This window comes from Nocardia sp. NPDC023852 (assembly GCF_040639505.1).
Taxonomy (GTDB): domain Bacteria; phylum Actinomycetota; class Actinomycetes; order Mycobacteriales; family Mycobacteriaceae; genus Nocardia.
The window spans coordinates 750,906-772,612 of the sequence record NZ_JBFAAB010000002.1; the positions used below are offsets into that span (position 1 = coordinate 750,906).

The following is a 21,707-nucleotide window of genomic DNA, read 5'->3' on the forward strand; positions in this document are numbered from 1 at the left end:
ACACAGCGCGTCGCAAATTAGACACAGTGTCGGTGTCGCTGGGTAGTGTTGAAGGACGAGCACGGACATTGCTCATGATCGGAGCCGTGCTCAGATGGGCTCCGATCATGATGAGGACAGAGGAGGTCGGCTGCTATGGCACAAGAGCAGACCAAGCGCGCCGGGGGCGGCGACGAGGACGAGGGCCCGGATGGTGTCGACGCCGCGGGTCAGGAGCGCCGCGAAAAGCTGGCGGAGGATACCGACGACCTGCTCGATGAGATTGATGACGTACTCGAGGAGAACGCCGAAGACTTCGTTCGTGCGTACGTCCAGAAAGGCGGCCAGTGACAGTAGGTGACCCCTCGCGTCTCCACTTGGGGTACGCCCTCTCTTCCTTCTCCGAACACTTGCGCGCGCATGCTCCGGACCTGTTGCCTTCCAGCAGGTTCGGGCAAGGTGCCGCCGGAATTACCGGCGGCACTTCCGCGAAGGACATCGCTCCGCACGGCACGACCATCGTCGCGGTCAGCTACCGCGGCGGTGTGCTGATTGCCGGTGACCGGCGCGCCACGCAGGGGAACCTGTTGGCCAGCCGGGACATCGAGAAGGTCTACATCACCGACAGCTACTCCGCGGCCGGCATCGCCGGTACCGCAGGAATGGCCGTGGAACTGGTGCGGATCTTCGCGGTGGAGCTGGAGCATTACGAGAAACTCGAGGGCGTGCCGCTGACCTTCGACGGCAAGGCGAACAAGCTGTCGAAGATGGTGCGAGAGAACTTGCCCGCGGCCCTACAGGGTCTTGCGGTGGTACCGATGCTGGTCGGCTATGAACTCGACGCCGCCGATCCGGACAAGGCGGGCCGCATCGTGTCGTTCGATGTAGTGGGTGGACGCAGTGAGGAGAGGTTCGGCTACGCTGCGGTCGGTTCCGGCTCGGTGTTCGCGAAGTCCGCGCTGAAGAAGTTGTACGCCAAGGGAATCGATCAGGAGCGTGCGCTGCGCATCGCCGTCGAGTCGCTGTTCGACGCGGCCGACGACGATACCGCGACGGGCGGTCCGGATCTGCTACGCGGCATTTTTCCGACGGCGATTGTTGTCGATGACGAGGGCGCGGTCGAGGTGACCGAGTCTCGGTTGGCGGAGATAACCCGTGGGATCATCGCCGACCGTGAGGCCGCCGAAGAAGGGAGCGCCTGAGCATGACACTGCCGTACTACGCGTCGGCCGAGCAGATCATGCGCGACAAGACCGAACTCGCGCGAAAGGGCATCGGTCGAGGTCGCAGTGTCGTAGTGCTGGCCTACGACAAGGGTGTGCTGTTCGTCGCGGAGAATCCGTCCGCGACGCTGCACAAGGTGAGTGAACTCTATGACCGTGTCGGATTCGCCGCGGTCGGCAAGTACAACGAGTTCGAGAACCTGCGTAGAGGCGGCATCCTGCAGGCCGACATCCGCGGTTACCAGTACGACCGCCGTGATGTCACCGGCCGTGCCCTGGCCAACGCCTACGCGCAGACCCTTGGCTCGATCTTTACCGACCAGCTCAAGCCTTACGAGGTGGAGATCTGCGTGGCCGAGGTGGGCTATCCGGAGCAGGCCGCGCGGTCGGTGCTGTACCGGATCACCTTCGACGGGTCGATCGTGGACGAGCGCGAGTTCGTGGTGATGGGCGGCACGACTGAGCCGATAGTCACCGCACTGAAGGCCTCCTACAAGGCGGGTCTCGACCTGGCCTCCGCGGTCGGTGTCGCGGTGCGCGCGCTGCAGGCGGGCGTGCCGGAGGGCACCGAGAAGGAGAAGCGGGTGCTGGGCGTGAACTCCCTCGAGGTGGCCACGCTGGAGCAGGCGCGGCCGCGCCGGGCGTTCCGCCGGGTCACCAACACCGCGCTCGAGCGGTTACTGAGCCCCGCGAAGACGGCAGGTGAGCCGGAGTCGAAGGATGAGGAATCCCCGGCGGAGGACGCTCCGAAGTCGGAGTGAACCGTCCGGCGGGCCGAGTTCCGCGGCCTGTGAACGGAGCGTCGACGGCGCCTCGTTCACGGGCCGTCCTGTCGTGTCCCAGTTCCGGGGTGTGCATCCTTCGGTGGAAACCGGGGTCGACCGTGCGAATTCCGACAAATCGGGCTAATCGTTGTGAAGACGTATGCATCCGGGTTGTTCGCTGAACCACGCAAGTCGATGACATGGCTGTAATGTCGATAGTGTGCAGCGACGAATCATGGGGATCGAGACCGAGTTCGGTGTGACATGCACCTTCCACGGTCACCGTCGACTGTCCCCCGACGAGGTGGCCCGGTATTTGTTCCGCCGGGTGGTGTCCTGGGGCCGTAGCTCGAACGTGTTCCTCCGCAACGGTGCCCGGCTCTACCTCGATGTGGGGTCGCACCCGGAGTACGCGACCGCGGAATGCGACAACCTGGCGCAGTTGGTGACCCACGACCGTGCAGGCGAGCGGGTCCTCGAAGAGTTGCTGATCGACGCCGAGCAGCGTCTGGCCGAAGAAGGTATCGGCGGCGACATCTACCTGTTCAAGAACAACACCGACTCCGCGGGCAACTCCTACGGCTGCCACGAGAACTTCCTCGTGGTCCGCGCAGGTGAGTTCTCCCGGATCTCGGACGTGCTACTGCCGTTCCTGGTAACCCGCCAGCTGATCTGCGGTGCGGGCAAAGTGCTGCAGACGCCGAAGGCCGCCACCTTCTGCCTGTCGCAGCGCGCCGAGCACATCTGGGAGGGCGTCTCCTCGGCGACCACCCGCTCGCGCCCGATCATCAATACCCGCGACGAGCCGCACGCGGACGCGGAGAAGTACCGCCGCCTGCACGTGATCGTTGGCGACTCCAACATGTCGGAGACCACCACCATGCTCAAGGTCGGCACCGCCGCGCTGGTGCTGGAGATGATCGAGGCGGGCGTCTCGTTCCGCGATTTCGCCTTGGACAATCCGATCCGCGCCATCCGCGAGGTCAGCCATGACCTGACCGGCCGCCGCCCGGTGCGCCTGGCCGGGGGCAGGCAGGCCAGTGCCCTCGACATCCAGCGTGAGTACTACGCCCGCGCGGTGGAGCACCTGCGCAACCGCGACCGCGATCCCCAGATCGATCAGGTGGTCGATCTGTGGGGGCGGACCCTGGACGCGGTGGAGGCGCAGGACTTCGCCAAGGTAGACACCGAGATCGACTGGGTGATCAAGCGCAAGCTGTTCCAGCGCTATCAGGATCGCTACGGCATGGAGCTGTCCGATCCGAAGATCGCTCAGCTGGATCTGGCCTATCACGACATCAAACGCGGACGCGGTGTCTTCGACCTGCTGCAGCGCAAGGGCCTGGCCAAGCGGGTCACGGAGGACGAGGCCGTGGACACCGCAGTGGACACCCCGCCGCAGACCACCAGGGCCAAGCTGCGTGGTGACTTCATCACCGCCGCTCAGGAGGCAGGCCGTGACTTCACCGTCGACTGGGTGCACCTGAAGCTGAACGACCAAGCGCAGCGCACTGTGCTGTGCAAAGACCCGTTCCGCTCGGTCGACGAGCGCGTGGATCGCCTCATCGCATCGATGTGAGTGGGCGGTCCGGCCGCTGAAGCTACTTCTCGGATAGGTACTGCTCGACCTTGTCGACTTTTGCGGTCATGGCATCCGTGACGCCGGGCCGGATGTCGGCCTTCAGCACCAGGCTGCACCGCGGTGCGACCGCGAGGATCGCGTCGGTTGCCTGCTTCACCACGCCCATCACCTCGTCCCATTCGCCCTCGACCGTGGTGAACATGGCGTCGGTGCGATTGGGCAGTCCACTGGCCCGCACCACGCGGACCGCTTCGGCGACGGCTCGCCCGACGTCCACGCCGGTGCCGAGCGGAGTTACGGAGAAGGCGATGATCATGTAGTGATGATGCCCCCCCGGCACGCTGTGACCGACCGAATTGCGCGCCGCCGCGCGGCGCCGATTACCCTCTATCGGGTGGCGATATCCAAGGTCGAGCGGCTGATGAATCTGGTCATCGCGCTGTTGTCGACCCGGCAGTTCCTGACCGCGGAGCGGATTCGGGACAGTGTCGCGGGATACGAGGACTCCGCCAGCGACGAGGCGTTCAGCCGCATGTTCGAACGGGACAAGAACGAACTACGTGATCTGGGCATCCCGCTCGAGGTCGGACCGGTGAGCCGGTATTCGACGGTCGAGGGTTACCGGATCAACCGGGACGCCTACGAACTGCCCGATATCGACCTGACCGACGAGGAGGCCGCCGCCGTCGCGGTGGCCGTGCAGATGTGGGAATCGCCCGAGCTCGCCGCGGCCGCGGAGGGCGCGCTGCTCAAACTCCGCGCGGCGGGTATCCACGTGGAGACCGACGCCGCGGTGGCGTCGGTGCCCGCCGTCCCGGCTCGCACCCGCGGCTCGGAACCGGTGCTCGGCAAGCTGCTTGCCGCGATAGACGCGGGCCAGGCCGTTCGATTCGAGCACCGCGGCGCGATCAACGCCCCGTACTTGATGCGCGACGTCGAGCCGTGGGGTGTGGTCACCCACCACGGCCGGTGGTATCTCGTCGGCCACGACCGGGACCGGGATGCGGTGCGCAGCTTCCGTCTTTCCCGGATCGGCGACGACGTGACCGCTTGTGGTCCACGCAACGCGGTCCGTAAGCCGGATGGTGTCGATCTGCGCGCGATCGTCGACCAGGTCACCAGCACGGTGCCGGTCAGCGGTTCGGCCACGGTATGGGTCGCCGACGGACGTGGACAGGAGATCCGCAGGCTCGGACAGGTCACCGGCGAGCGCAGCCTCGGGGGTCGCACCGGCGCCGTGGTGCAGCTGCCGGTCCGTTCCCGCGACTGGCTGGCTCGGCTCATCACCGGCCTCGGGCCGGACGCGGTGGTACTCGCGCCCGAGGCGCTCAGGGCCGATGTCATCGCCCGGCTGCGCTCGGTGTTCGACCACACGGAGGTCCGGGCATGAGCCAGCGTAGCGAGCGAACGATGGGTATAGCCGAGTGCGACCCCGGCGCGATGTGCGAGGTGGCGTGGTGAGTTCAAGGCTCTCGGTGCGCCTTTCGCGGCTGCTCAATATGATCCCGTACTTCATCGCGCACCCCGGCATCAGCGCCGCCGAGGCCGCCGCCGACCTGGGTGTTACCACCAAACAGCTGATGAGCGATTTGAACCAGCTGTGGATGTGCGGGCTGCCCGGATACGGCCCGGGCGACCTGATCGACCTGTCGTTCTCCGAGGAGAGCATCGAGGTCACCTTTTCCGCGGGCATCGATCGGCCGTTGCGACTGACCTCCACCGAAGCGACCGCGTTGCTGGTCGCGCTGCGTTCGATCGTGGACATGCCCGGCATGGTCGACCCGACCGCCGCGCACGCGGCCATAGCCAAGATCGAATCGGCCATCGCGGGCGGGTCCTCGGACGCTGCCGAGGAGTCTCGTACGCCGCCGCGGGAGGCGCCCGCCGTGGCCACGGTGCGGTCGGCGCTGGCGCGTGGACGCGCGGTGCGCCTGGTGTATTACTCCGCGAGCCGCGATGTGGTGTCCGAACGGGTCGTCGACCCCATTCGCATCGTCCTCGTGGACAACAACAGCTATCTGCAGGCCTGGTGCAGACAGGCGGAGGGAGTGCGGCTGTTCCGTTTCGACCGGATCGAGGACGCGACAGCGCTGGACGAGCCCGCGCGGCCGCCCAAACATGCCACCGAGGCAGCGGCCGGGCTCGACCTGTTCCAGGACGATCCGGCGGTTCCCTTGGCGCGCTTGCGAATTCACTCGCACTACGCTTGGGTACTCGATCAGTATCCGATGCACCGGCTCGCGGTGCACCCCGACGGTACCCTCGAGGCGACCATGCGGTTCGCCACGATGGACTGGATGGCGCGCCTGTTGCTCGGCTTCGGCGCGGGCGTCACCGTCCTCGGTCCGCCGGAACTGGTCGCCGCGGTGCGAGAGCGCTCGAACGCCGCTTTGGCCGCCTACGAGGAAGCCGGAGACCTGGAGGCACGATGACGGGACAACCGGCAGTGCCGTATCGAGCCGACGGGGTGGCGCAATTCCCGCGGAGGCTCGATGAGGAGCAAGTCTTCCCGGGTCTCGTTGGCTCACCAGGTGCAGGTGCAGGGGTCCGTCGGACGCGAGGGGCTGAATCGGCATGAAGAGTCGCGTGCTCGTGATCGGTGCGGGCAGTATCGGCACGTTCGTCGGCGGCAAGCTGGGAGTGGCCGGGGCGCAGGTCACGCTGGTTGGTCGCAGGCAGATGCTCGACGAGATCACGGCGTCAGGGCTACGGCTCACCGATCTCGACGGTGCCGACGACGCCCTGACCGCGGACCGATTCCATGTCGCCACCGAACCGGAGGACGCAGGATCGGCGGATCTCGTGCTGGTCACGGTGAAATCGGCGGCGACCGCGGGTGCGGTGCGCGGGCTCCGCGACGAGATCCGGCCGGGCACCGTGGTGCTGAGCCTGCAGAACGGCATCGGCAACGACTCGGTGATCCGGGAGTTTCTGCCGCATTGCGTGGTCTTGGCGGGGATGGTGATGTTCAACGTCGTGCGCCATCCTGACGGCCACTTCCACCGCGGCACCGAGGGTGGGCTCGCCGTGCAGGACGACCCGGCGCTCGCGCCGTTCCTCGGCGTCTTCGAGCAGGCGGGACTCGGGTTGCGCCGATACCCGGACCTGCGCCCGGTGCAGTGGGCGAAGTTACTGCTCAACCTCAACAACCCGATCAACGCGCTGTCGCGGCGCCCGCTGCGCGAGGAACTCGCCGACCGCGACTACCGGCGCTGCCTCGCGCTGACGCAGCGCGAAGCGCTCACGGCGATGAGCAGGGCGCGAATTCGCCCTGCCCGGTTGACCCCGCTGCCGCCGCGGGCGATGGCGGCGCTGCTGACCGTCCCCGACCTGCTGTTCCAGCGCGTGTCCGGGCAGGTGCTCACCCTCGATCCGACGGCGCGCTCATCCATGGCGGACGATCTGGAGCTCGGCCGCAAAACCGAAATCTCCTGGCTGTGCGGTGAAATCGTCGGGTTGGGCGCGATGGTCGGGGTACCGACGCCGGTGAACCAGCGGCTGATCGAACTGATCGTCGCCGCCGAACAGGGCGATCGGCGCAGCTGGACCGGCAGTGAACTGCTCGCCCAACTGCGCGCCGCCGCGGCGGGCCACACGGCCGGACCCCGGGCAAACGAGCAGTGACGGCGGCGTTCGCGCACGTCACGGTCCGGTAGCATCGAAACATCACAGTCTTGGGAGGTAAAAATCATGGGCAGTCTGAGCATCTGGCACTGGCTGATCATCGCGGTGGTTTTCGTGATGTTCTTCGGCGCGAAGCGGATGCCCGACGCGGCCCGCAGCCTGGGCCGATCATTGCGCATCTTCAAGAGCGAGGTCAGCCAGATGCAGAGCGAGGGCAACACGTCGAACGCCGCCGCCTCGCCGCAGCAGCCCGCGCAGCAGCTGCCGCCCGCGCAGCCGGTGACGCCGTCGGTCACCGAGCCCCGTACCGAGCAGAAGTCGGTCTGAGCGGAAACGCTCGCGCCGGGGTGAGGAAGAACTCACTCCGGGCATAGCGCTGTTGCCGAGCTGAGCGAGGCACGTCAAACCAGGGGCGATCACCAACCATGCGAATCCCGTTCGATCCGCGCCGCAGTAAGCGCAGGACCAATCCCGACGGCACCATGTCGTTGATCGAGCATCTGCAGGAGCTGCGCTACCGCCTGCTGGTCTCGATCGCCGCGGTGCTGGTCACCACGGTGCTCGGATTCCTCTGGTACGGGCATTCATTCCTCGGCATCGAAAGCCTCGGTGACATTCTGCGCGGGCCGTACTGTTCGCTGCCCGCGTCGGCGCGCGCGTCGTTGAGCCCGGATGGCGCGTGCCGTCTGCTGGCCACCGCGCCGTTCGAGCAGTTCACCTTGCGCTTGAAGGTCGGTATGACCGCCGGTGTCGTGCTCGCCGCGCCGATCTGGCTGTACCAGCTGTGGGCGTTCATCACACCGGGGCTGTACGCCAAGGAGCGCAAGTACGCGATTGGGTTCGTGTCTTCGGGCACGGTATTGTTCACCGCCGGTGCGGTGCTGGCCTACGTCGTCATCGCGCACGCGTTGAGCTTCCTGCTCACCATCGGCGACAATGTGCAGATTACGGCGCTGAGCGGTTCGCAATACTTCGGCTTCATCGTCAACCTACTGATCATCTTCGGCGTCAGCTTCGAAACCCCCTTGCTGATCATCGGACTGAACCTGATCGGGGTGCTGACCTACCAGCGGCTCAAGGCGTGGCGGCGCGGCATCACGTTCGGCTTGTTCGTCTTCGCCGCTATCGTCACCCCGCAAGACCCGTTCTCCATGCTGGCGCTCGCGCTGGCGCTGACGGTCTTGTTCGAGGTCGCCATACAGTTCTCCCGGATCAACGACCTCCGCCGCGCCCGCAAGGAGCGCGAGGGGTGGGGCGCGCTGTCCGACGAGGAGGCCTCCGAGGTGGGCGGCCCTGAACCGATCGATCCCGCGGAGTCGATCACGACGCCGCGGGAGAAATCCGCGCGACCGGTGTCGGACTACTCCGATACCCTCTGACGGTGACACATCACCGGTCGCGGACGGGCGAGTTGGCTGTATTCTCGGCCGAGCTGAAGTTCGAGCTCGACCCGTTTCAGCGCAATGCCTGCGTGGCGCTCGAGGACGGCCACAGCGTGCTGGTCTGCGCCCCGACCGGCGCGGGCAAGACCGTCGTCGGCGAATTCGCGGTACACCTGGCGCTGGCAGCGGGTGGTAAGTGCTTTTACACGACACCGATCAAAGCGCTGTCGAACCAGAAGTTCGCCGACTTCACCGAACGGTACGGCCGCGACAGCGTCGGCCTGCTGACCGGCGACCAGTCGATCAACGCGGACGCACCGGTGGTCGTGATGACCACCGAAGTGCTGCGCAACATGTTGTACGCCTCCTCCGACGCCCTGCGCGGGTTGTCCTACGTAGTGATGGACGAGGTGCACTATCTCGCCGACCGGTTCCGCGGGGCGGTGTGGGAGGAGGTCATCCTGCACCTGCCGCCGGACGTCCGGCTGGTCAGCCTGTCGGCCACGGTCAGCAACGCCGAGGAATTCGGCGCCTGGATGGCGACGGTGCGCGGTGACACCGCCGTGGTGGTCGACGAGACCAGGCCGGTGCCGCTGTGGCAGCACGTCATGGTGGGGCGGCGGATGTTCGACCTGTTCGACACGAAGTCCACCGATCAGAAGGTGCTCGTCGACGAAGACCTGGTGCGATTCATCCGGCACCGCGAGGCCGCCGACCGGATGAACGGCTGGGGCGGTCCGCGCAACGGCCGCGGCGGTCCGCGCCGCGATTTCCGTCCGCTGCCGCGCCCCGAGGTGCTGGCCAAACTGGACGACGAGGGTCTGCTGCCCGCGATCACGTTCATCTTCAGCCGCGCCGGCTGCGACGGAGCGCTGGCGCAGTGCCTGCGTTCACGGCTGGATCTGAGCCGTGAAGACGAGCGTGACGAGGTCGACGCGATTATCGAGAAGCACACCGGCGATCTGCCCAAGACCGATTTGGAGGTGCTCGGCTACTGGGAGTGGCGCGAGGCGCTGCACCGGGGGCTGGCCGCGCACCATGCGGGCATGCTGCCTGCGTTCCGGCATACCGTCGAGGAACTGTTCGTCAACGGCCTCGTGCGAGCTGTGTTCGCCACGGAAACACTGGCGCTCGGCATCAATATGCCCGCGCGCACTGTCGTGCTGGAGCGCCTGGTGAAGTTCAACGGCGAGTCGCACGCGGAACTGACGCCGGGAGAGTACACCCAGCTGACCGGGCGCGCAGGAAGGCGCGGTATCGACGTCGAAGGACATGCGGTGGTGTTGTGGCAGCCGGAGGTGGATACCAGCGCGGTCGCGGGCCTGGCTTCCACGCGCACCTATCCGCTGCGCAGCTCGTTCCGGCCGGGGTACAACATGTCGATCAACCTCATCGACCGAATGGGCGCCGACGAGTCGCGTGCCCTGCTGGAGCGGTCGTTCGCCCAGTTCCAGGCGGACCGATCGGTGGTCGGGCTGGTGCGCGGCATCGAGCGCAACGAGGTCGCGCTGCGCAAGCTGCGCGACCAGCTCGGTGGCACCAAGGGCGGGTTTCTGGACTACCTCGCGCTGCGCGAACGGATCAAGCAGCGGGAACGGCAGCTTGCACAGCAGGGCCGTGCCGACCGGCGGGGTGCGGCGGTGGACGCGCTGGTAGCACTGCGCCGCGGCGATGTGGTGGCGATTCCGTCCGGGCGGCGTGCCGGGCTCGCGGTGATTCTGGAGCCGGACGCGACGCCGGGGGATCCGCGCCCGTTGGTGCTCACCGAGGACAAGTGGGCGGGTCGAGTGTCGGCCGCCGACTTCCCCGTGCCCGCCGAACCACTCGGACACATGCGGTTGCCGCGTCGGGTGGACCATCGCACCGCGCGCATCCGCAGCGATCTGGCCTCGGCGCTGCGCAGCACCGGGATCTCGTCGCCTGGCCGGCCCCGGCGCGGCAAGCGTTCCGCGGCAGCAGACGACCGCGAACTGTCCACATTGCGACGCAGCCTGCGTTCCCATCCGGCGCACACGCGACCAGACCGCGAGCAGATGTCCCGGATCGGCGAGCGCTACAACCGGCTGCTGCGCGAAACCGAATCGATGCGCCAGAAGGTCGCCGCGACTACCAACTCGTTGGCGCGCACCTTCGATCGGATCCTCGGGCTTCTGGAGGAACGCGGATTCGTGCACGAGAGCGAGGTGACCGCCGACGGGCGCAGACTGACCCGCATCTACGCCGAGAGCGACCTACTGGTCGCCGAATGTCTGCGGCAGGGATTGTGGCGCGGCCTCGGCCCCGCCGAGCTGGCCGGCGTGGTCTCGATCCTGGTGTATGAATCCCGGCAGGAGAGCGGATATCTCGCCGCCGGCGGCCCGACGGCGGCGATCCGCCGGGCGGTCGGCGCGACCATCGGCGTGTGGACCGAGCTGCGTTCCGACGAGGCCCGGCACAAGCTGCCGCCGACCAGGGAGCCGGATCTCGGTTTCGTCACGGGCGTCTACAAGTGGGCGCGTGGGGACGGGCTGGCCGACTCGTTGCTCGCCAGCGGTGATCAGGGCGCGCCGCTGTCGGCGGGCGATTTCGTGCGCTGGTGCAGGCAGGTGATCGATCTGCTCGATCAGATCCACAGCACCGCCGACGATTCCGAGATCGCCGCCACGGCGGCGAAGGCGGTGCGGGCGATCCGGCGCGGTGTCGTCGCGGTGGACGCCGCCTGATCGGTGTGAGCTACGGGCCAGGATGAGGCAGCCTGCGTAACCACGCGACCGCGAACGCCGCCAATCTCAACACAGCTGATCCGATTGTGATTTGATTTCTTTCGCGTACCGACCGTGGCGGAAGAGTCGTGTCATGCGACGAGGCCCACGCGGGGGGCTACCGTGAGTACAACGATGCGAGTGGAGGCAAGCAGATGAGCGGCCCTTTCGGACCGAGCGACCCCGGGGAGGGACGCAACGATCCCACCCAGCAGTGGGGCGGACAGCAGGCACCCGGCGGGGCAGGTCCCACGCAGCAGTGGGGCGGTCAACCACAGACCCCGGCCTCGGCCCAGCCGACCCAGCAATGGGGTGAGCAACAGCAGCCGCAGCAGTGGGGGCAGCAACAACCGCAGCAGTGGGGTCAGCAACAACCGCAGCAGCCCCAGTGGGGGCAGCAGCCCGCACAGCAGGGCCAATCGCAGCAGGGCCAGCCGCAGTGGGGCCAGCCCCAACCGCAGGATTGGGGCCAGCAGGGCCAGCAGCAGTGGGGTCAGCAGCAGCCTCAGTGGGGCGCGCAGCAGGCGCCACCGCAGGGCGGTAAGGGCGGCAAGGGCCTGATCATCGGCCTTTCCGCGCTCGGTGTCGTGGTAATCGGCGCGATCATCGGCCTCGTGCTGGTGCTGACCGCAAAGGACAAACTGGACCAGGCCGCGGTGCAGGACGGCGTGAAGAAAGTGCTGTCGGACTCCTACGGCATCCAGGATGTCAGCGACGTCTCCTGCCCGTCCGGCGAGGAGGTCAAGGTCGATGCCACCTTCCAGTGCGATCTGAAAGTCAGTGGCGAGGCCAAGAAGGTGACCATCAAGATCACCAAGGAGGACGGTACCTACGAGGTCGGTCGCCCGAGCTAGTTTCCGGCCCGCTTGCATCCCGGTGCGGCCCGCCCGCGGGTGGGCCGCACCGGTCCGAGTTCGGCGTCGAAACCGAGCGGTCCCATCGCGAAATGTGTGCGATGGGATTTTCTGCATGTGGGGTCAGGTGTCGCGCGCTGCGCCCATGGCCGTGATCAGGCGGGTGATCGGGCTCTCGGCGTTATAGGTGGTGGCGAGTTCACGCAGCCGGACTGGATCGGCGGGCTCGGTGGGGACGACATCGGTGCGGGAGAGTTCCACGTCAGCGTCACACACCACACGCACAACGGGCGCCGCGGCTTTCAAGTACTCCTGCGCGGTACGGAGTTTGGCGCGCACGCCGTTGGAGAGGTCGGCGTCCGGATCGTCGACGGCCGCGCGCAGAGCATCGAGCGAACCGAAGCGTGAGATCAGCATCGACGCGGATTTCTCGCCGATGCCCGCGACGCCGGGCAAGCCGTCGGAGGCGTCACCGCGGAGCGTAGCCATATCGGCGTACGCCGGACCCGCATTCTGCTGCGGCACACCGTATTTCGCGGAGACCTCAGCCGGGCCGAACAATTCCGCCTTGCCCAGGCCGCGCCCGGCGTACAGCACCCGCACCGGTGGTGCCGGTTCGTCCCGCACGAGCTGGAGCAGGTCGCGGTCGCCGCTGACGACGATCACCGCGTCGGTGCGCTCCCGGGTGGCGAGGGTGCCGAGCACGTCGTCGGCCTCCAGCCCGGCCGCGCCACCGGTCGCGATGCCGGCCGCGTCGAGCACCTCCAAGATCATCGGAACCTGCGGCGTCAGCGTATCCGGAACCACCTCGGCGCCGGCCACGGCATCCGGCGAGGTGTCCAGCCGGTGCGCCTTGTACGACGGCACCAGATCCACCCGATACTTCGGTCGCCAGTCCAGATCCAGGCATACCACCAGCCTGCTCGGCGCGTGCTTGGTTATCAGCGATGCCACCATGTCGGTGAAACCACGCAGCGCGTTCACCGACCGGCCGTCCGGCGCGGTGATCTTATCCGGGATCGCGTGAAAGGCGCGGAACCACAGACTGGCTCCATCCAGCAGTAACAGGGGCCTACCAGCAGCAGAGGTCACGGGCTGAGGCTACTCGCCGATACCGACACCACCCGGGGCAGCGGGCGGGCCGTCTGTCGGGCTTGCCCCGGGTAGGCGCCAGTGCCCAATGTCCGGTACTGGGCAGGTAACGTCGGTCGTATGAGCTCGCATACGGATTCCAGGTTCGCGGCGGACGTCTACGGTGCTCGACTCGAGCGGGCGGTGGAGCTGATGCGGGCCGCCCATCTGGATGCCTTGTTGATCACTCCAGGATCGGATCTTCGCTATCTGATCGGGTCGGCGGCAGAGTCCTTCGAGCGGCTCACCTGCCTGGTGATCCCGGCCGATGGCGCGACTCCGTCGGTGGTGATCCCGAAGCTGGAGCTCGCGTCGCTGGAGAATTCGGCGGCGGGCGAACTGGGTCTGCAGGTGCTCGACTGGGTCGACGGCACCAACCCGTACGGTGTGGTGAAGTCCGCGATGCACGTCGGTTCTCGGGTGGGCGTCGCCGACGCCATGCCCGCACTGCATCTGCTGCCGCTCGCGGAATCGTTCACCGGTCTACCTGTGTCCGCCACTCCGGTGTTGCGCGAACTGCGCATGATCAAGGACGCCGCCGAGGTGGACGCGCTGCGCCGCGCGGGTGCCGCGATCGACAGGGTGCACGCGCGGATGGGCGAGTTCCTGCAAGTGGGTCGCACCGAGGCCGCGGTCGGCGCCGACATCGAGGCCGCGATCATGGCGGAGGGTCACACCGAGGCTGCGTTCGTCATCGTCGGCAGCGGTCCACACGGCGCAGACCCGCATCACGGGGTGTCCGAGCGGCGCATCGAGGCTGGGGACGTGGTGGTGATCGATATCGGCGGTCCGGTCGACCCAGGCTACTATTCGGACTCGACCCGCACCTATGTGCTGGGCGACCCGAACCCGAAGGTGGCCGCGCGGTTCGCCGAACTCGAGCGCGCCCAAGCGGCTGCGGTAGCCGCGGTTCGTCCCGGCGTCACTGCCGCCGCGGTGGATGCCGCAGCGCGAAATCTATTGACAGAGGCTGGTATCGGTCCTGCCTTCGTCCACCGCACCGGCCATGGCATCGGCCTTTCGGTGCACGAGGAGCCCTACATCGTGGAAGGCAACGACCTTGTCCTCCAGCCGGGCATGGCCTTCAGCATCGAGCCGGGCATCTACTTCCGCGGCGAGTGGGGCGCTCGTATCGAGGACATCGTCGTCGTCACCGCCGACGGCAGCGAATCCATGAACAATCAGCCCCATGGCCTCACGGTGCTGTGACCACCGGTGAATCGGGACAATCGCGGTGTGTCGAGAGAATCCAGCGGTGCCCGCTCAGCGGGACGTGACGTCGCTCGGTGCGATGCCCTCTCTCGGTAAGCGATGCGTCTGACCCGAGGATATCGGCATTGACCGGTGTTACGGGTGCCGGTGCTGCGGCGACACGTGGTGCTGGTTGCGGCGAGGTGGTCGTCGTTGTGACCGATGCGCGGTGGTGGCGACACCACCGCGCATGGTCGATACGCCCTAAGTGGTGGCGCCGTTTTCTGCGGCTTTGCCGTTGGCGGCCGGTGCGAGGAGGGTGCTGCTCGAAAGGACGCGCCGGACCTGGATCGCGATCACCACGCGGGTCGGGTTCTCCCGGGGGACGCGGTAGCGGCCGGCGTAGCGCTCCACCGCCTCGGCTACGTCCTCCGCGTCGTCGAGCACGGTCGCTGGGCCCTCCAGGGTGATCCACCGGATTCCGTCGACCTGGCTGACCGCCGCGTACCCGGTGCGGCGCACATTGCGCACCTTCACCGATCCGTCGTTGGTGATCACCCGCGCGATTCCCGCCTTCTCGTCCCAAGTGAAACCCACCGCCACCACATGCGGCGTCCCATCCGCCCGCAATGTCGTCAACGTGGCAAGGTGCCGTTCCGCCACGAACTCGACAGCACCAGGCGACAACTCGGCAATACTCGTCGGCATTCCCCGACCGTAACCCACTCTCCATCGGCCCCGACGAGTGGCACATGGTTGCGGCGTAGCGCGAGACGCCCCTCCGGTGGTGCCACTGGTCGAGCTGACAGACTGGGCGCATGGGAACGCGAGGGTTGGCCGAGGGCGCGGTGCTGCTGCTCGGGGGGCGTAGTGAGATCGGGGTCGAGGTGGCTCGGAGGCTGGCGCCGGGGCGGGTGGTGGTTCTCGCGGCCCGGCGCAGCGGCGAATTGGGTGAGCACAGCGAGGCGATCGCGGCCGCGGGTGCGACCGCCGTGCACAGGGTGGAGTTCGACGCCGACGATGTCGCAAGTCATCCGGCGATGCTGGCGAAAATCGCCGCAGAGCACGGTCCGATCGGCATCGCGGTGCTCGCGTTCGGTGTGCTCGGTGATCAGGGTCGTGCCGAGCAGGACCCCGCCCACGCGATGGCGATCCTGCACACCGACTTCGTCGCGCAGGCCGGTGTGCTGACCAGCCTGGCGAATCTGCTGCGTGCCCAGGGAGCTGGGCAGATCGTGGTGTTCAGTTCGGTCGCGGGCATCCGCGTCCGCCGCGCCAACTATGTTTACGGATCGGCCAAGGCCGGCCTCGACGGTTTCGCGAGCGGACTGGCCGACTCGTTGCACGGCAGCGGCGTTCATCTGCTGCTGGTGCGTCCCGGCTTCGTCATCGGCCGGATGACCGAAGGCATGTCTCCCGCGCCGTTCTCCAGCACGCCCGACCAGGTCGCCGCCGCCGTGGTCAAGGGGCTGCGCACGAGAGCGGGTCGCGTCTGGGTGCCCTGGATCCTGCGGCCGGTGTTCTTCGCGATGCGCCTTCTGCCTCAACCGATCTGGCGCCGGATGCCGCGGTGACCAGCTCGTCTGTGGTGTGGACCGGACCGCCGATCGCGGTCGTCGGGATCGGCGCCGACGGTTGGGACGGTCTCGGACGCGTCGCGCGGGAAGCCGTCGCCGACGCGGAGGTCCTCTTCGGTTCGGCCCGTCAGCTCGCGCTCGTTCCCGACCTGGTGGCGGGCGAGCGGGTGGCTTGGCCTTCGCCGTTGGTCCCCGCACTGCCCGGGCTGCTCGAACGGCACGCCCGGTCGCGGCTGTGTGTCTTGGCCAGCGGCGATCCGATGTTCTACGGCATCGGTGTCACGCTGGCCCGATTTATCGGATCGCGGGCGCTGCGGGTGCTGCCGCAGCCGTCGTCCGCCTCGCTGGCTTGCGCACGACTCGGGTGGTCGCTGGCCGAAACGCCGGTGGTCAGCGTGGTGGGACGCCCACTGGAAACGGTGTTGCCCGAACTGGCCGCCCGCAGGCGTCTGTTGGTACTCAGCGCCGACGAGCACACACCGGCGCGCTTGGCGGAGTTGCTGGGTCGCCACGGTTTCGGTGCGTCCGAGCTGACCGTCCTCGAGCAACTGGGCGGACCGGCCGAATGCCTCGGCATCGGTGTCGCGAAGCGGTGGGAGCGCCCACCTGGTGACCCGCTGAACATCGTCGGGGTCTCCTGTGTGGAGGACCTGGAGCACCCGCGCGCCACGCGGCTGCCCGGCCTGCCGGACGAGCTTTTCAGCGGTGACGGGCAGCTCACCAAGCACGAGGTCCGCGCGTTGACGCTGGCGGCGTTGGCCCCCGCCCCTGGCGAGCTGCTGTGGGATGTCGGGGGAGGCTCGGGCAGCATCGCGATCGAGTGGTGCCGCGCGCATCAGGCCAATCGCGCCGTCATCTTCGAGCGGCTGGAGCGTCGAAGGACGCACATCGTCGACAATTCCACGGCTCTCGGGGTCCCGCACATCGTGGTGCGTGGCGAGCTGTGCGCGGAAGTCGGTCGCGCTGAAATCGACTCTCCCGACGCTATTTTCGTCGGCGGCGGGCTGACTCAGGATGGCCTCCTCGAGACATGCTGGGCGCAGCTGCGACACGGCGGAAGGCTTGTCGCGAACGCGGTGACCGCGGAATCGGAATCACTGCTGCTCAGCTGGGCGGCGGCACAAGGCGGTGAGCTGCGGAAGTTCCAGATCTACCGTGCCGAACCGCTGGGATCCTTCACGGCCTGGCGGCCTCAGCTTCCGGTGGCGCAGTGGTCGGTGGTGAAAAGGGAAAATATCGTTCCGGAATTCCCAGCCGATGGATGAACGTGTTCTCGGCCGCGGGGGTAGGGTCGGGGCCGAGTTCCGATCATGATCGGAAATCCGGTTCCTGACGGGGAGATACATGAGATACAAGAAATTCGCCGCTACCGCACTGATGGCAATCGCCGCCACCGGAGTCGCCGCTGGCACCGCTTACGGCGCGCCGCCCACGGCGCCCGCGCCCGCGCCGCCCACAGCGCCTGCACCGCGGGACCAGGCAACCTCGCCGACGGTCACAGGTGCGGATCAGGGTGTCGGCTATGTGCTGCAGCTCGCCGACGCGGGTAAGTCCGTGGTCACCAGCGTGACCGGCGGTGTGTTCGACCTCGACACCGACAAGCAGTCGGTCAGCCTGAAGAACGCCGCGGGCGAGACCGTCACCACGGTTCCGCTCGCCACGACGGCCAAGGGCCAGCAGGTCCAGATCGCCGCGAACATCGCCGACGAGGGCAGGCAGCTGACCCTGACACCGCAGGTCGCGCCGACCGCGAACGCGCCGGTCGCCGCCGAGTTCATCGGCGCGCAGGAGTGGTTCTTCGCCGAGCTGCAGCGCGCCTCCCTCGGTGCTCTGGTCGGTGGCCTGATCGGCGCTGCCATCGGCATCCTCTTCTTCGGTGTCGGCATCCTGCCCGGCGCCGTGCTCGGCGCGATCATCGGTCTCGCCGTCGCCGGTGGGCCGGAGTTGCTGAACGCGGGCATCGCCTACTTCAGCGGCCAGCCCTGAGAATTCTGATTCTGGGCGGCACCCGGGAAGCCAGGGAGTTGGCCCATATCGCTACCGGCGAGCGAGGTTTCGAGATCGTCTCCTCGCTCGCCGGTCGTGTGCGTGCGCCCCTGCTGCCGGAGGGCGCGGTCCGGATCGGCGGCTTCGGCGGCGCCGAGGGGCTGCGCGACTGGGTCGCGGACAAAGGTATCGAGGCCGTGGTCGACGCCACGCACCCGTTCGCGGCCGCCATCAGTGCCAATGCGGCTGTCGCCCTGCGTGATTCGGGAGTTCCGCTGGTGCATCTGCGGCGGCCGAGCTGGTCGCCGCAAACGGGGGATCGATGGGTACGAGTGCGGGATCTCGCCGCCGCCGTGCGCGTTGTCTCCACGCTCGGCGAACGCGTCTTTCTGACGATCGGCCGCCAAGGCGTCAGCGCCTTCGCGGGGCAGGCTGAGCAGTGGTTCCTGATCCGTGCCATCGATCCGCCCGAGGGTCCGTTGCCGCCGAATCGCGAAATTCTCCTTGCCCGAGGGCCTTTCGCGGTCGAAGGCGAATCGCGGCTGCTCGTGGAATATCGGATCGATGTGCTCGTCACCAAGGACAGCGGCGGCGACCAGACCCACGCCAAACTGGCCGCCGCACGCGCGGCGGGTATTCCGGTCGTCGTGATCGAACGCCCGCCTCTGCCCGACGGCGCCGTTACCGTGGAAACCGTTGCGCAGGCATGGGATTGGCTGCGTGAAGCGCGAGCTGGTATCCGGCCTCGCTGAGTACGGGGTACGAGGAGACTCGATCAACCGTCGAGAAGCTCCGGCAGATGGTCGAACCATTCCAGCACCGCCCTCTCGTAGCGGATGCCGAAATCCAATGTGGCGCGGGCGAAGGACGACTTCCCCTCGGGATTCTCGGCAAGATACTCGGTGAGCCGTCCCAAATGGATCTCCCGGTTGGCTGCGACGATGCCATCGAGCCGATCGCGATCGAGGTGCTCGCCGAACGAGAGCGTGAGCAGCAGCGGCACCCGGATGGTCTCGCCGCCGGGGTCGCGGCCGATCCATGCCAGGAACGCCTCTCGTCCCGCGTCGGTGAGGCGATAGGGTGTCCGTTCACGAGCGCCGGTCTCGCCCTTCTCGACCAGCCCCGCCGCGTCCATCGCGGCGAGCTCGCGATAGACCTGACTCTGCGTGATCGTCCAGAAGTCGCCGATGCGGTCTTGCGCCTCGGCTACCAGGTCCCATCCCGACATGGGACCTTCGTGCAGAAATCCGAGCAACGACGCCGCCGTGGAGTTCAACGACTTGCGTGTGGTCGCGGTGTTCGTCAACGACTGCTCCCTTTCGCTTTAACATTCCATAGTGGAATGTTACCCGAATGGAACGACTAGATGTCGCCAGCCAGCCGGTCGAGATCTTACGCGCCGTCGACTCCCGCGTCGCCTGCGTGACCGTAGCGCCGGGAGGTGTAGACACGAGTGCCCTGGTCGGTCTCCACCGCCGCGGTGGTGGACGCACCGATGATCACCAGCGTGCGCATGTCCACTTCCGCGGGGTCGAGGTCACCAAGGGTCACCACGCGAACCGACTCGGCGGGACCGCCCACGTCGCGGCCGAGTACTACGGGCGTGTCGGGCTTGCGGTGCTCGAGCAGCAGGTCCCGCATCGCGCCCACCTGCCAGGTGCGTTGCGACGACGCGGGGTTGTAGACCGCGATCGCCATGTCGGCGGCCGCGACGGCGGAAAGGCGTTGTGCGACAACCTCCCAGGGCTTGAGCCGGTCGGAGAGCGAGATCATCGCGTAGTCGTGTCCCAGCGGTGCACCCACCCGGCTGGCGACGGCGTTGGCCGCGGTGAGTCCGGGAAGCACGCGCACCGGAACGCTGTGCCACCGCGGGTCCGTGGATTCCTCCAGCACGGCCGCCGCCATCGCGAAAACCCCTGGATCGCCGGAAGAGACGACCACGACGCGCGCGCCGCGCTCGGCCAGGTCCAGGGCCATGGTGGCGCGTTCGGATTCCACTCGATTGTCGCTGGCATGCCTGCGCTGGCCCGGACGCTCCGGCACCCGGTTCAGATAGGTGGTGTAGCCGACCAGATCAGTGGCCTCGGCCAGGGCCGCGCGCACCTCGTCGGTGGTCCACTCCGGCGCACCGGGACCCAAACCGACGACGACAACTTCGCCGATGGCTTCGGTCGAGTCCGTCTGTGGAACCGAGATCTGCTCAGCCACAGTGAAATTCGACTCGGTACGAAGGAGCGGAGTGGTCGGCTCCGGGCCGGGGACGAGGGTGATGGCGAAGTAAGGGACCTCGGTATCGTCGACCGAGTCGGCGTGCAGGACGCGCTGGTCTGCCGTGCTCGCGCGCTCGACGTAGTACGCGCCTGCGAGGCGTCCGGAATCCGCAAGAGCCCGGCGCACACCGGGGTAGGTGCGTCCCAGCTTCATGATCGCGGCGGCGTCGGTGTCGCGCAGTCGCCGGGTGAGCTCGTCGGTGGGCATGGTGCCGGGCAGGACGGTGAGCACCTGCTCACCCTCGACCAGCGGTGTCCCTAATGCGGCCGACGCTGCGCTTACCGACGTGATGCCGGGGATGATCTCGGCCTCGAAGCGGTCGGCGAGGCGCCGGTGCATGTGCATATACGAGCTGTAGAACAGTGGGTCGCCCGCGGCGAGCAGCGCGACCGAACGGCCCGCCGCCAGGTGTCCGGCGAGCCGCTCGGCGGCCTGCTCGTAGAACTCGTCGATCGCGCCTTGGTAGCCGCCGGGGTGGTTGGTTGTCTCGGTGGTCACCGGATAGATGAGGTGCTCCTCCAGCTGGCCGGACCGCAGGTACGGCGCGGCGATGCTGCGGGAGATGCTGCGGCCGTGGCGAGCGCTGTGGAACGCGACGACATCGGCCACGCCGATAACCCTGGCCGCCTTGACCGTAACCAGCTCGGGATCACCGGGGCCGAGCCCGATGCCCCACAGTTTGCCAGGGCTGTGAATGCTCATTCTTGTTCGCTCGCAATCGCATTGAGCGCGGACGCGGTGATGGCGCTGCCGCCTCGCCTGCCTCGAACCGTGAGATACTCGACGGCGCCGAGATCGATCAGCGCGTCCTTGGACTCGACGGCGCCGACGAACCCGACCGGGATGCCGAGTACGGCAGCCGGTCGCGGCGCTCCCGCGTCGAGCAGGTCGAGCAAATGGAACAGGGCCGTCGGGGCATTGCCGATGGCGACGACCGCGCCGTCGAGACGGTCGCGCCAGAGCTCGAGCGCGGCAGCAGAGCGGGTAGTGCCCAACGTCGCGGCAAGTTCCGGTACGCGGGCATCGCCGAGGGTACAGATCACCTCGTTGTCGGCGGGCAGTCGCTTGCGGGTCACCCCGGAGGCCACCATGGTCGCGTCACACAGAATCGGCGCGCCCGCGCGCAGCGCCGCTCGTGCGGACGCGACGACGCCGGTGGAGAAGGCGATGTCCTGCGCCAGATCCACCTGGCCGCTGCCGTGGATCATCCGCACGACCACCTGTGCCACGTCCGGGGGGAACCCGCTCAGATCGGCTTCGGCGCGGATCGTCGCGAACGAGCGCCGGTAGATCTCGGCTCCGTCGGTCAGGTAGCTGGCACGTACGTCGGGCATGCGGTCCACCCTATGAGGTGGCGTGGGCGGCTCGGGTCGCGGGCTTCGTGTGCCGCGGCAGGGCCCGA

General features: G+C 67.6%; 22 protein-coding genes. 16 read left to right on the plus strand and 6 right to left on the minus strand.

What is annotated here, in order from left to right; genetic code table 11:
- Positions 1–135: 135 nt before the first annotated feature.
- From AB0H00_RS07145 to pafA, 4 genes are all read left to right on the plus strand, one after another.
- Entirely contained in the window at positions 136–330 is a 195-nt protein-coding gene (locus AB0H00_RS07145; RefSeq protein WP_040790983.1) for a ubiquitin-like protein Pup, read from the plus strand.
- Positions 327–1,181 (plus strand): proteasome subunit beta, encoded by an 855-nt coding sequence (gene prcB, locus AB0H00_RS07150; protein WP_357262092.1) that lies wholly within the window; start codon positions 327–329, stop codon positions 1,179–1,181. The genes AB0H00_RS07145 and prcB overlap by 4 nt, the downstream gene beginning before the upstream one ends.
- 2 nt (positions 1,182–1,183) lie before the next feature.
- Positions 1,184–1,963: a proteasome subunit alpha gene (prcA, locus tag AB0H00_RS07155; RefSeq protein WP_357262095.1), complete on the plus strand. Its 780-nt coding sequence runs from the start codon at positions 1,184–1,186 to the stop codon at positions 1,961–1,963.
- A 223-nt stretch (positions 1,964–2,186) separates the two neighbouring features.
- Positions 2,187–3,545 carry a Pup--protein ligase gene (pafA, locus tag AB0H00_RS07160; protein ID WP_357262099.1) on the plus strand — a complete coding sequence of 453 codons (1,359 nt, stop codon included), beginning with the start codon at positions 2,187–2,189 and terminating at the stop codon, positions 3,543–3,545.
- A 22-nt stretch (positions 3,546–3,567) separates the two neighbouring features.
- Here pafA and AB0H00_RS07165 read toward each other — a convergent pair whose 3' ends face one another.
- A complete protein-coding gene (locus AB0H00_RS07165; RefSeq protein WP_357262103.1) occupies positions 3,568–3,864 on the minus strand; it encodes an MTH1187 family thiamine-binding protein in 297 nt (98 codons plus the stop codon).
- A 78-nt stretch (positions 3,865–3,942) separates the two neighbouring features.
- On the opposite strand from AB0H00_RS07165, the gene AB0H00_RS07170 reads away from it, so the two are divergent.
- The 7 genes from AB0H00_RS07170 (at position 3,943) to AB0H00_RS07200 (ending at position 12,149) form a co-directional block, all read left to right on the plus strand.
- Positions 3,943–4,938, plus strand: coding sequence for a YafY family protein (locus tag AB0H00_RS07170; protein WP_357262106.1), 996 nt, complete (start codon positions 3,943–3,945; stop codon positions 4,936–4,938).
- A 67-nt stretch (positions 4,939–5,005) separates the two neighbouring features.
- Positions 5,006–5,980, plus strand: a complete 975-nt coding sequence (locus tag AB0H00_RS07175; protein ID WP_357262108.1) for a YafY family protein — start codon at positions 5,006–5,008, stop codon at positions 5,978–5,980.
- Positions 5,981–6,122: 142 nt separating this feature from the next.
- On the plus strand, positions 6,123–7,172 hold the full coding sequence (locus AB0H00_RS07180; protein WP_357262111.1) for a 2-dehydropantoate 2-reductase: 1,050 nt from the start codon (positions 6,123–6,125) through the stop codon (positions 7,170–7,172).
- A gap of 66 nt (positions 7,173–7,238) precedes the next feature.
- Positions 7,239–7,499 (plus strand): Sec-independent protein translocase subunit TatA, encoded by a 261-nt coding sequence (gene tatA, locus AB0H00_RS07185; protein WP_357262114.1) that lies wholly within the window; start codon positions 7,239–7,241, stop codon positions 7,497–7,499.
- A 98-nt stretch (positions 7,500–7,597) separates the two neighbouring features.
- Positions 7,598–8,551: a twin-arginine translocase subunit TatC gene (gene tatC / locus AB0H00_RS07190; RefSeq protein WP_357262117.1), complete on the plus strand. Its 954-nt coding sequence runs from the start codon at positions 7,598–7,600 to the stop codon at positions 8,549–8,551.
- 2 nt (positions 8,552–8,553) lie between these two features.
- Positions 8,554–11,256, plus strand: a complete 2,703-nt coding sequence (locus tag AB0H00_RS07195; RefSeq protein ID WP_357262120.1) for an RNA helicase — start codon at positions 8,554–8,556, stop codon at positions 11,254–11,256.
- A gap of 194 nt (positions 11,257–11,450) precedes the next feature.
- Entirely contained in the window at positions 11,451–12,149 is a 699-nt protein-coding gene (locus tag AB0H00_RS07200) for a DUF4333 domain-containing protein (protein ID WP_357262123.1), read from the plus strand.
- 123 nt (positions 12,150–12,272) lie between these two features.
- Here the strand turns inward: AB0H00_RS07200 and AB0H00_RS07205 are convergent, their stop codons facing one another.
- Complete coding sequence (locus AB0H00_RS07205) at positions 12,273–13,241, minus strand: 5'-3' exonuclease (protein ID WP_357262126.1); 969 nt, start codon at positions 13,239–13,241, stop codon at positions 12,273–12,275.
- Positions 13,242–13,361: 120 nt separating this feature from the next.
- Between AB0H00_RS07205 and AB0H00_RS07210 the strand changes: the two genes are divergently transcribed.
- The gene (locus AB0H00_RS07210) at positions 13,362–14,489 is read left to right on the plus strand and encodes a Xaa-Pro peptidase family protein (RefSeq protein WP_357262129.1); all 1,128 of its coding nucleotides are present in this window, start codon (positions 13,362–13,364) and stop codon (positions 14,487–14,489) included.
- A 246-nt stretch (positions 14,490–14,735) separates the two neighbouring features.
- Here the strand turns inward: AB0H00_RS07210 and AB0H00_RS07215 are convergent, their stop codons facing one another.
- Positions 14,736–15,179, minus strand: coding sequence for a PPOX class F420-dependent oxidoreductase (locus tag AB0H00_RS07215; protein WP_357262132.1), 444 nt, complete (start codon positions 15,177–15,179; stop codon positions 14,736–14,738).
- Positions 15,180–15,289: 110 nt separating this feature from the next.
- Here AB0H00_RS07215 and AB0H00_RS07220 point away from each other — a divergent pair, with 110 nt between their 5' ends.
- From AB0H00_RS07220 to AB0H00_RS07235, 4 genes are all read left to right on the plus strand, one after another.
- Positions 15,290–16,045 carry an SDR family NAD(P)-dependent oxidoreductase gene (locus tag AB0H00_RS07220; protein ID WP_357262135.1) on the plus strand — a complete coding sequence of 252 codons (756 nt, stop codon included), beginning with the start codon at positions 15,290–15,292 and terminating at the stop codon, positions 16,043–16,045.
- On the plus strand, positions 16,042–17,313 hold the full coding sequence (gene cbiE, locus AB0H00_RS07225; protein ID WP_357262138.1) for a precorrin-6y C5,15-methyltransferase (decarboxylating) subunit CbiE: 1,272 nt from the start codon (positions 16,042–16,044) through the stop codon (positions 17,311–17,313). The genes AB0H00_RS07220 and cbiE overlap by 4 nt, the downstream gene beginning before the upstream one ends.
- Before the next feature lie 79 nt (positions 17,314–17,392).
- On the plus strand, positions 17,393–18,034 hold the full coding sequence (locus AB0H00_RS07230) for a DUF6861 domain-containing protein (RefSeq protein WP_357262141.1): 642 nt from the start codon (positions 17,393–17,395) through the stop codon (positions 18,032–18,034).
- A gap of 2 nt (positions 18,035–18,036) precedes the next feature.
- A complete protein-coding gene (locus tag AB0H00_RS07235) occupies positions 18,037–18,786 on the plus strand; it encodes a cobalt-precorrin-6A reductase (RefSeq protein WP_357262446.1) in 750 nt (249 codons plus the stop codon).
- A 23-nt stretch (positions 18,787–18,809) separates the two neighbouring features.
- On the opposite strand, the gene AB0H00_RS07240 is transcribed toward AB0H00_RS07235, so the two are convergent.
- The 3 genes from AB0H00_RS07240 to AB0H00_RS07250 all read right to left on the minus strand — a co-directional run bounded on the left by AB0H00_RS07240 (position 18,810) and on the right by AB0H00_RS07250 (position 21,639).
- On the minus strand, positions 18,810–19,340 hold the full coding sequence (locus tag AB0H00_RS07240; RefSeq protein ID WP_357262144.1) for a PadR family transcriptional regulator: 531 nt from the start codon (positions 19,338–19,340) through the stop codon (positions 18,810–18,812).
- 86 nt (positions 19,341–19,426) lie between these two features.
- Complete coding sequence (locus tag AB0H00_RS07245; RefSeq protein ID WP_357262147.1) at positions 19,427–21,007, minus strand: precorrin-2 C(20)-methyltransferase; 1,581 nt, start codon at positions 21,005–21,007, stop codon at positions 19,427–19,429.
- Positions 21,004–21,639, minus strand: coding sequence for a precorrin-8X methylmutase (locus AB0H00_RS07250; protein WP_357262150.1), 636 nt, complete (start codon positions 21,637–21,639; stop codon positions 21,004–21,006). Before AB0H00_RS07250 ends, AB0H00_RS07245 begins: the two co-directional genes overlap by 4 nt.
- Between the last annotated feature and the right edge of the window lie 68 nt (positions 21,640–21,707).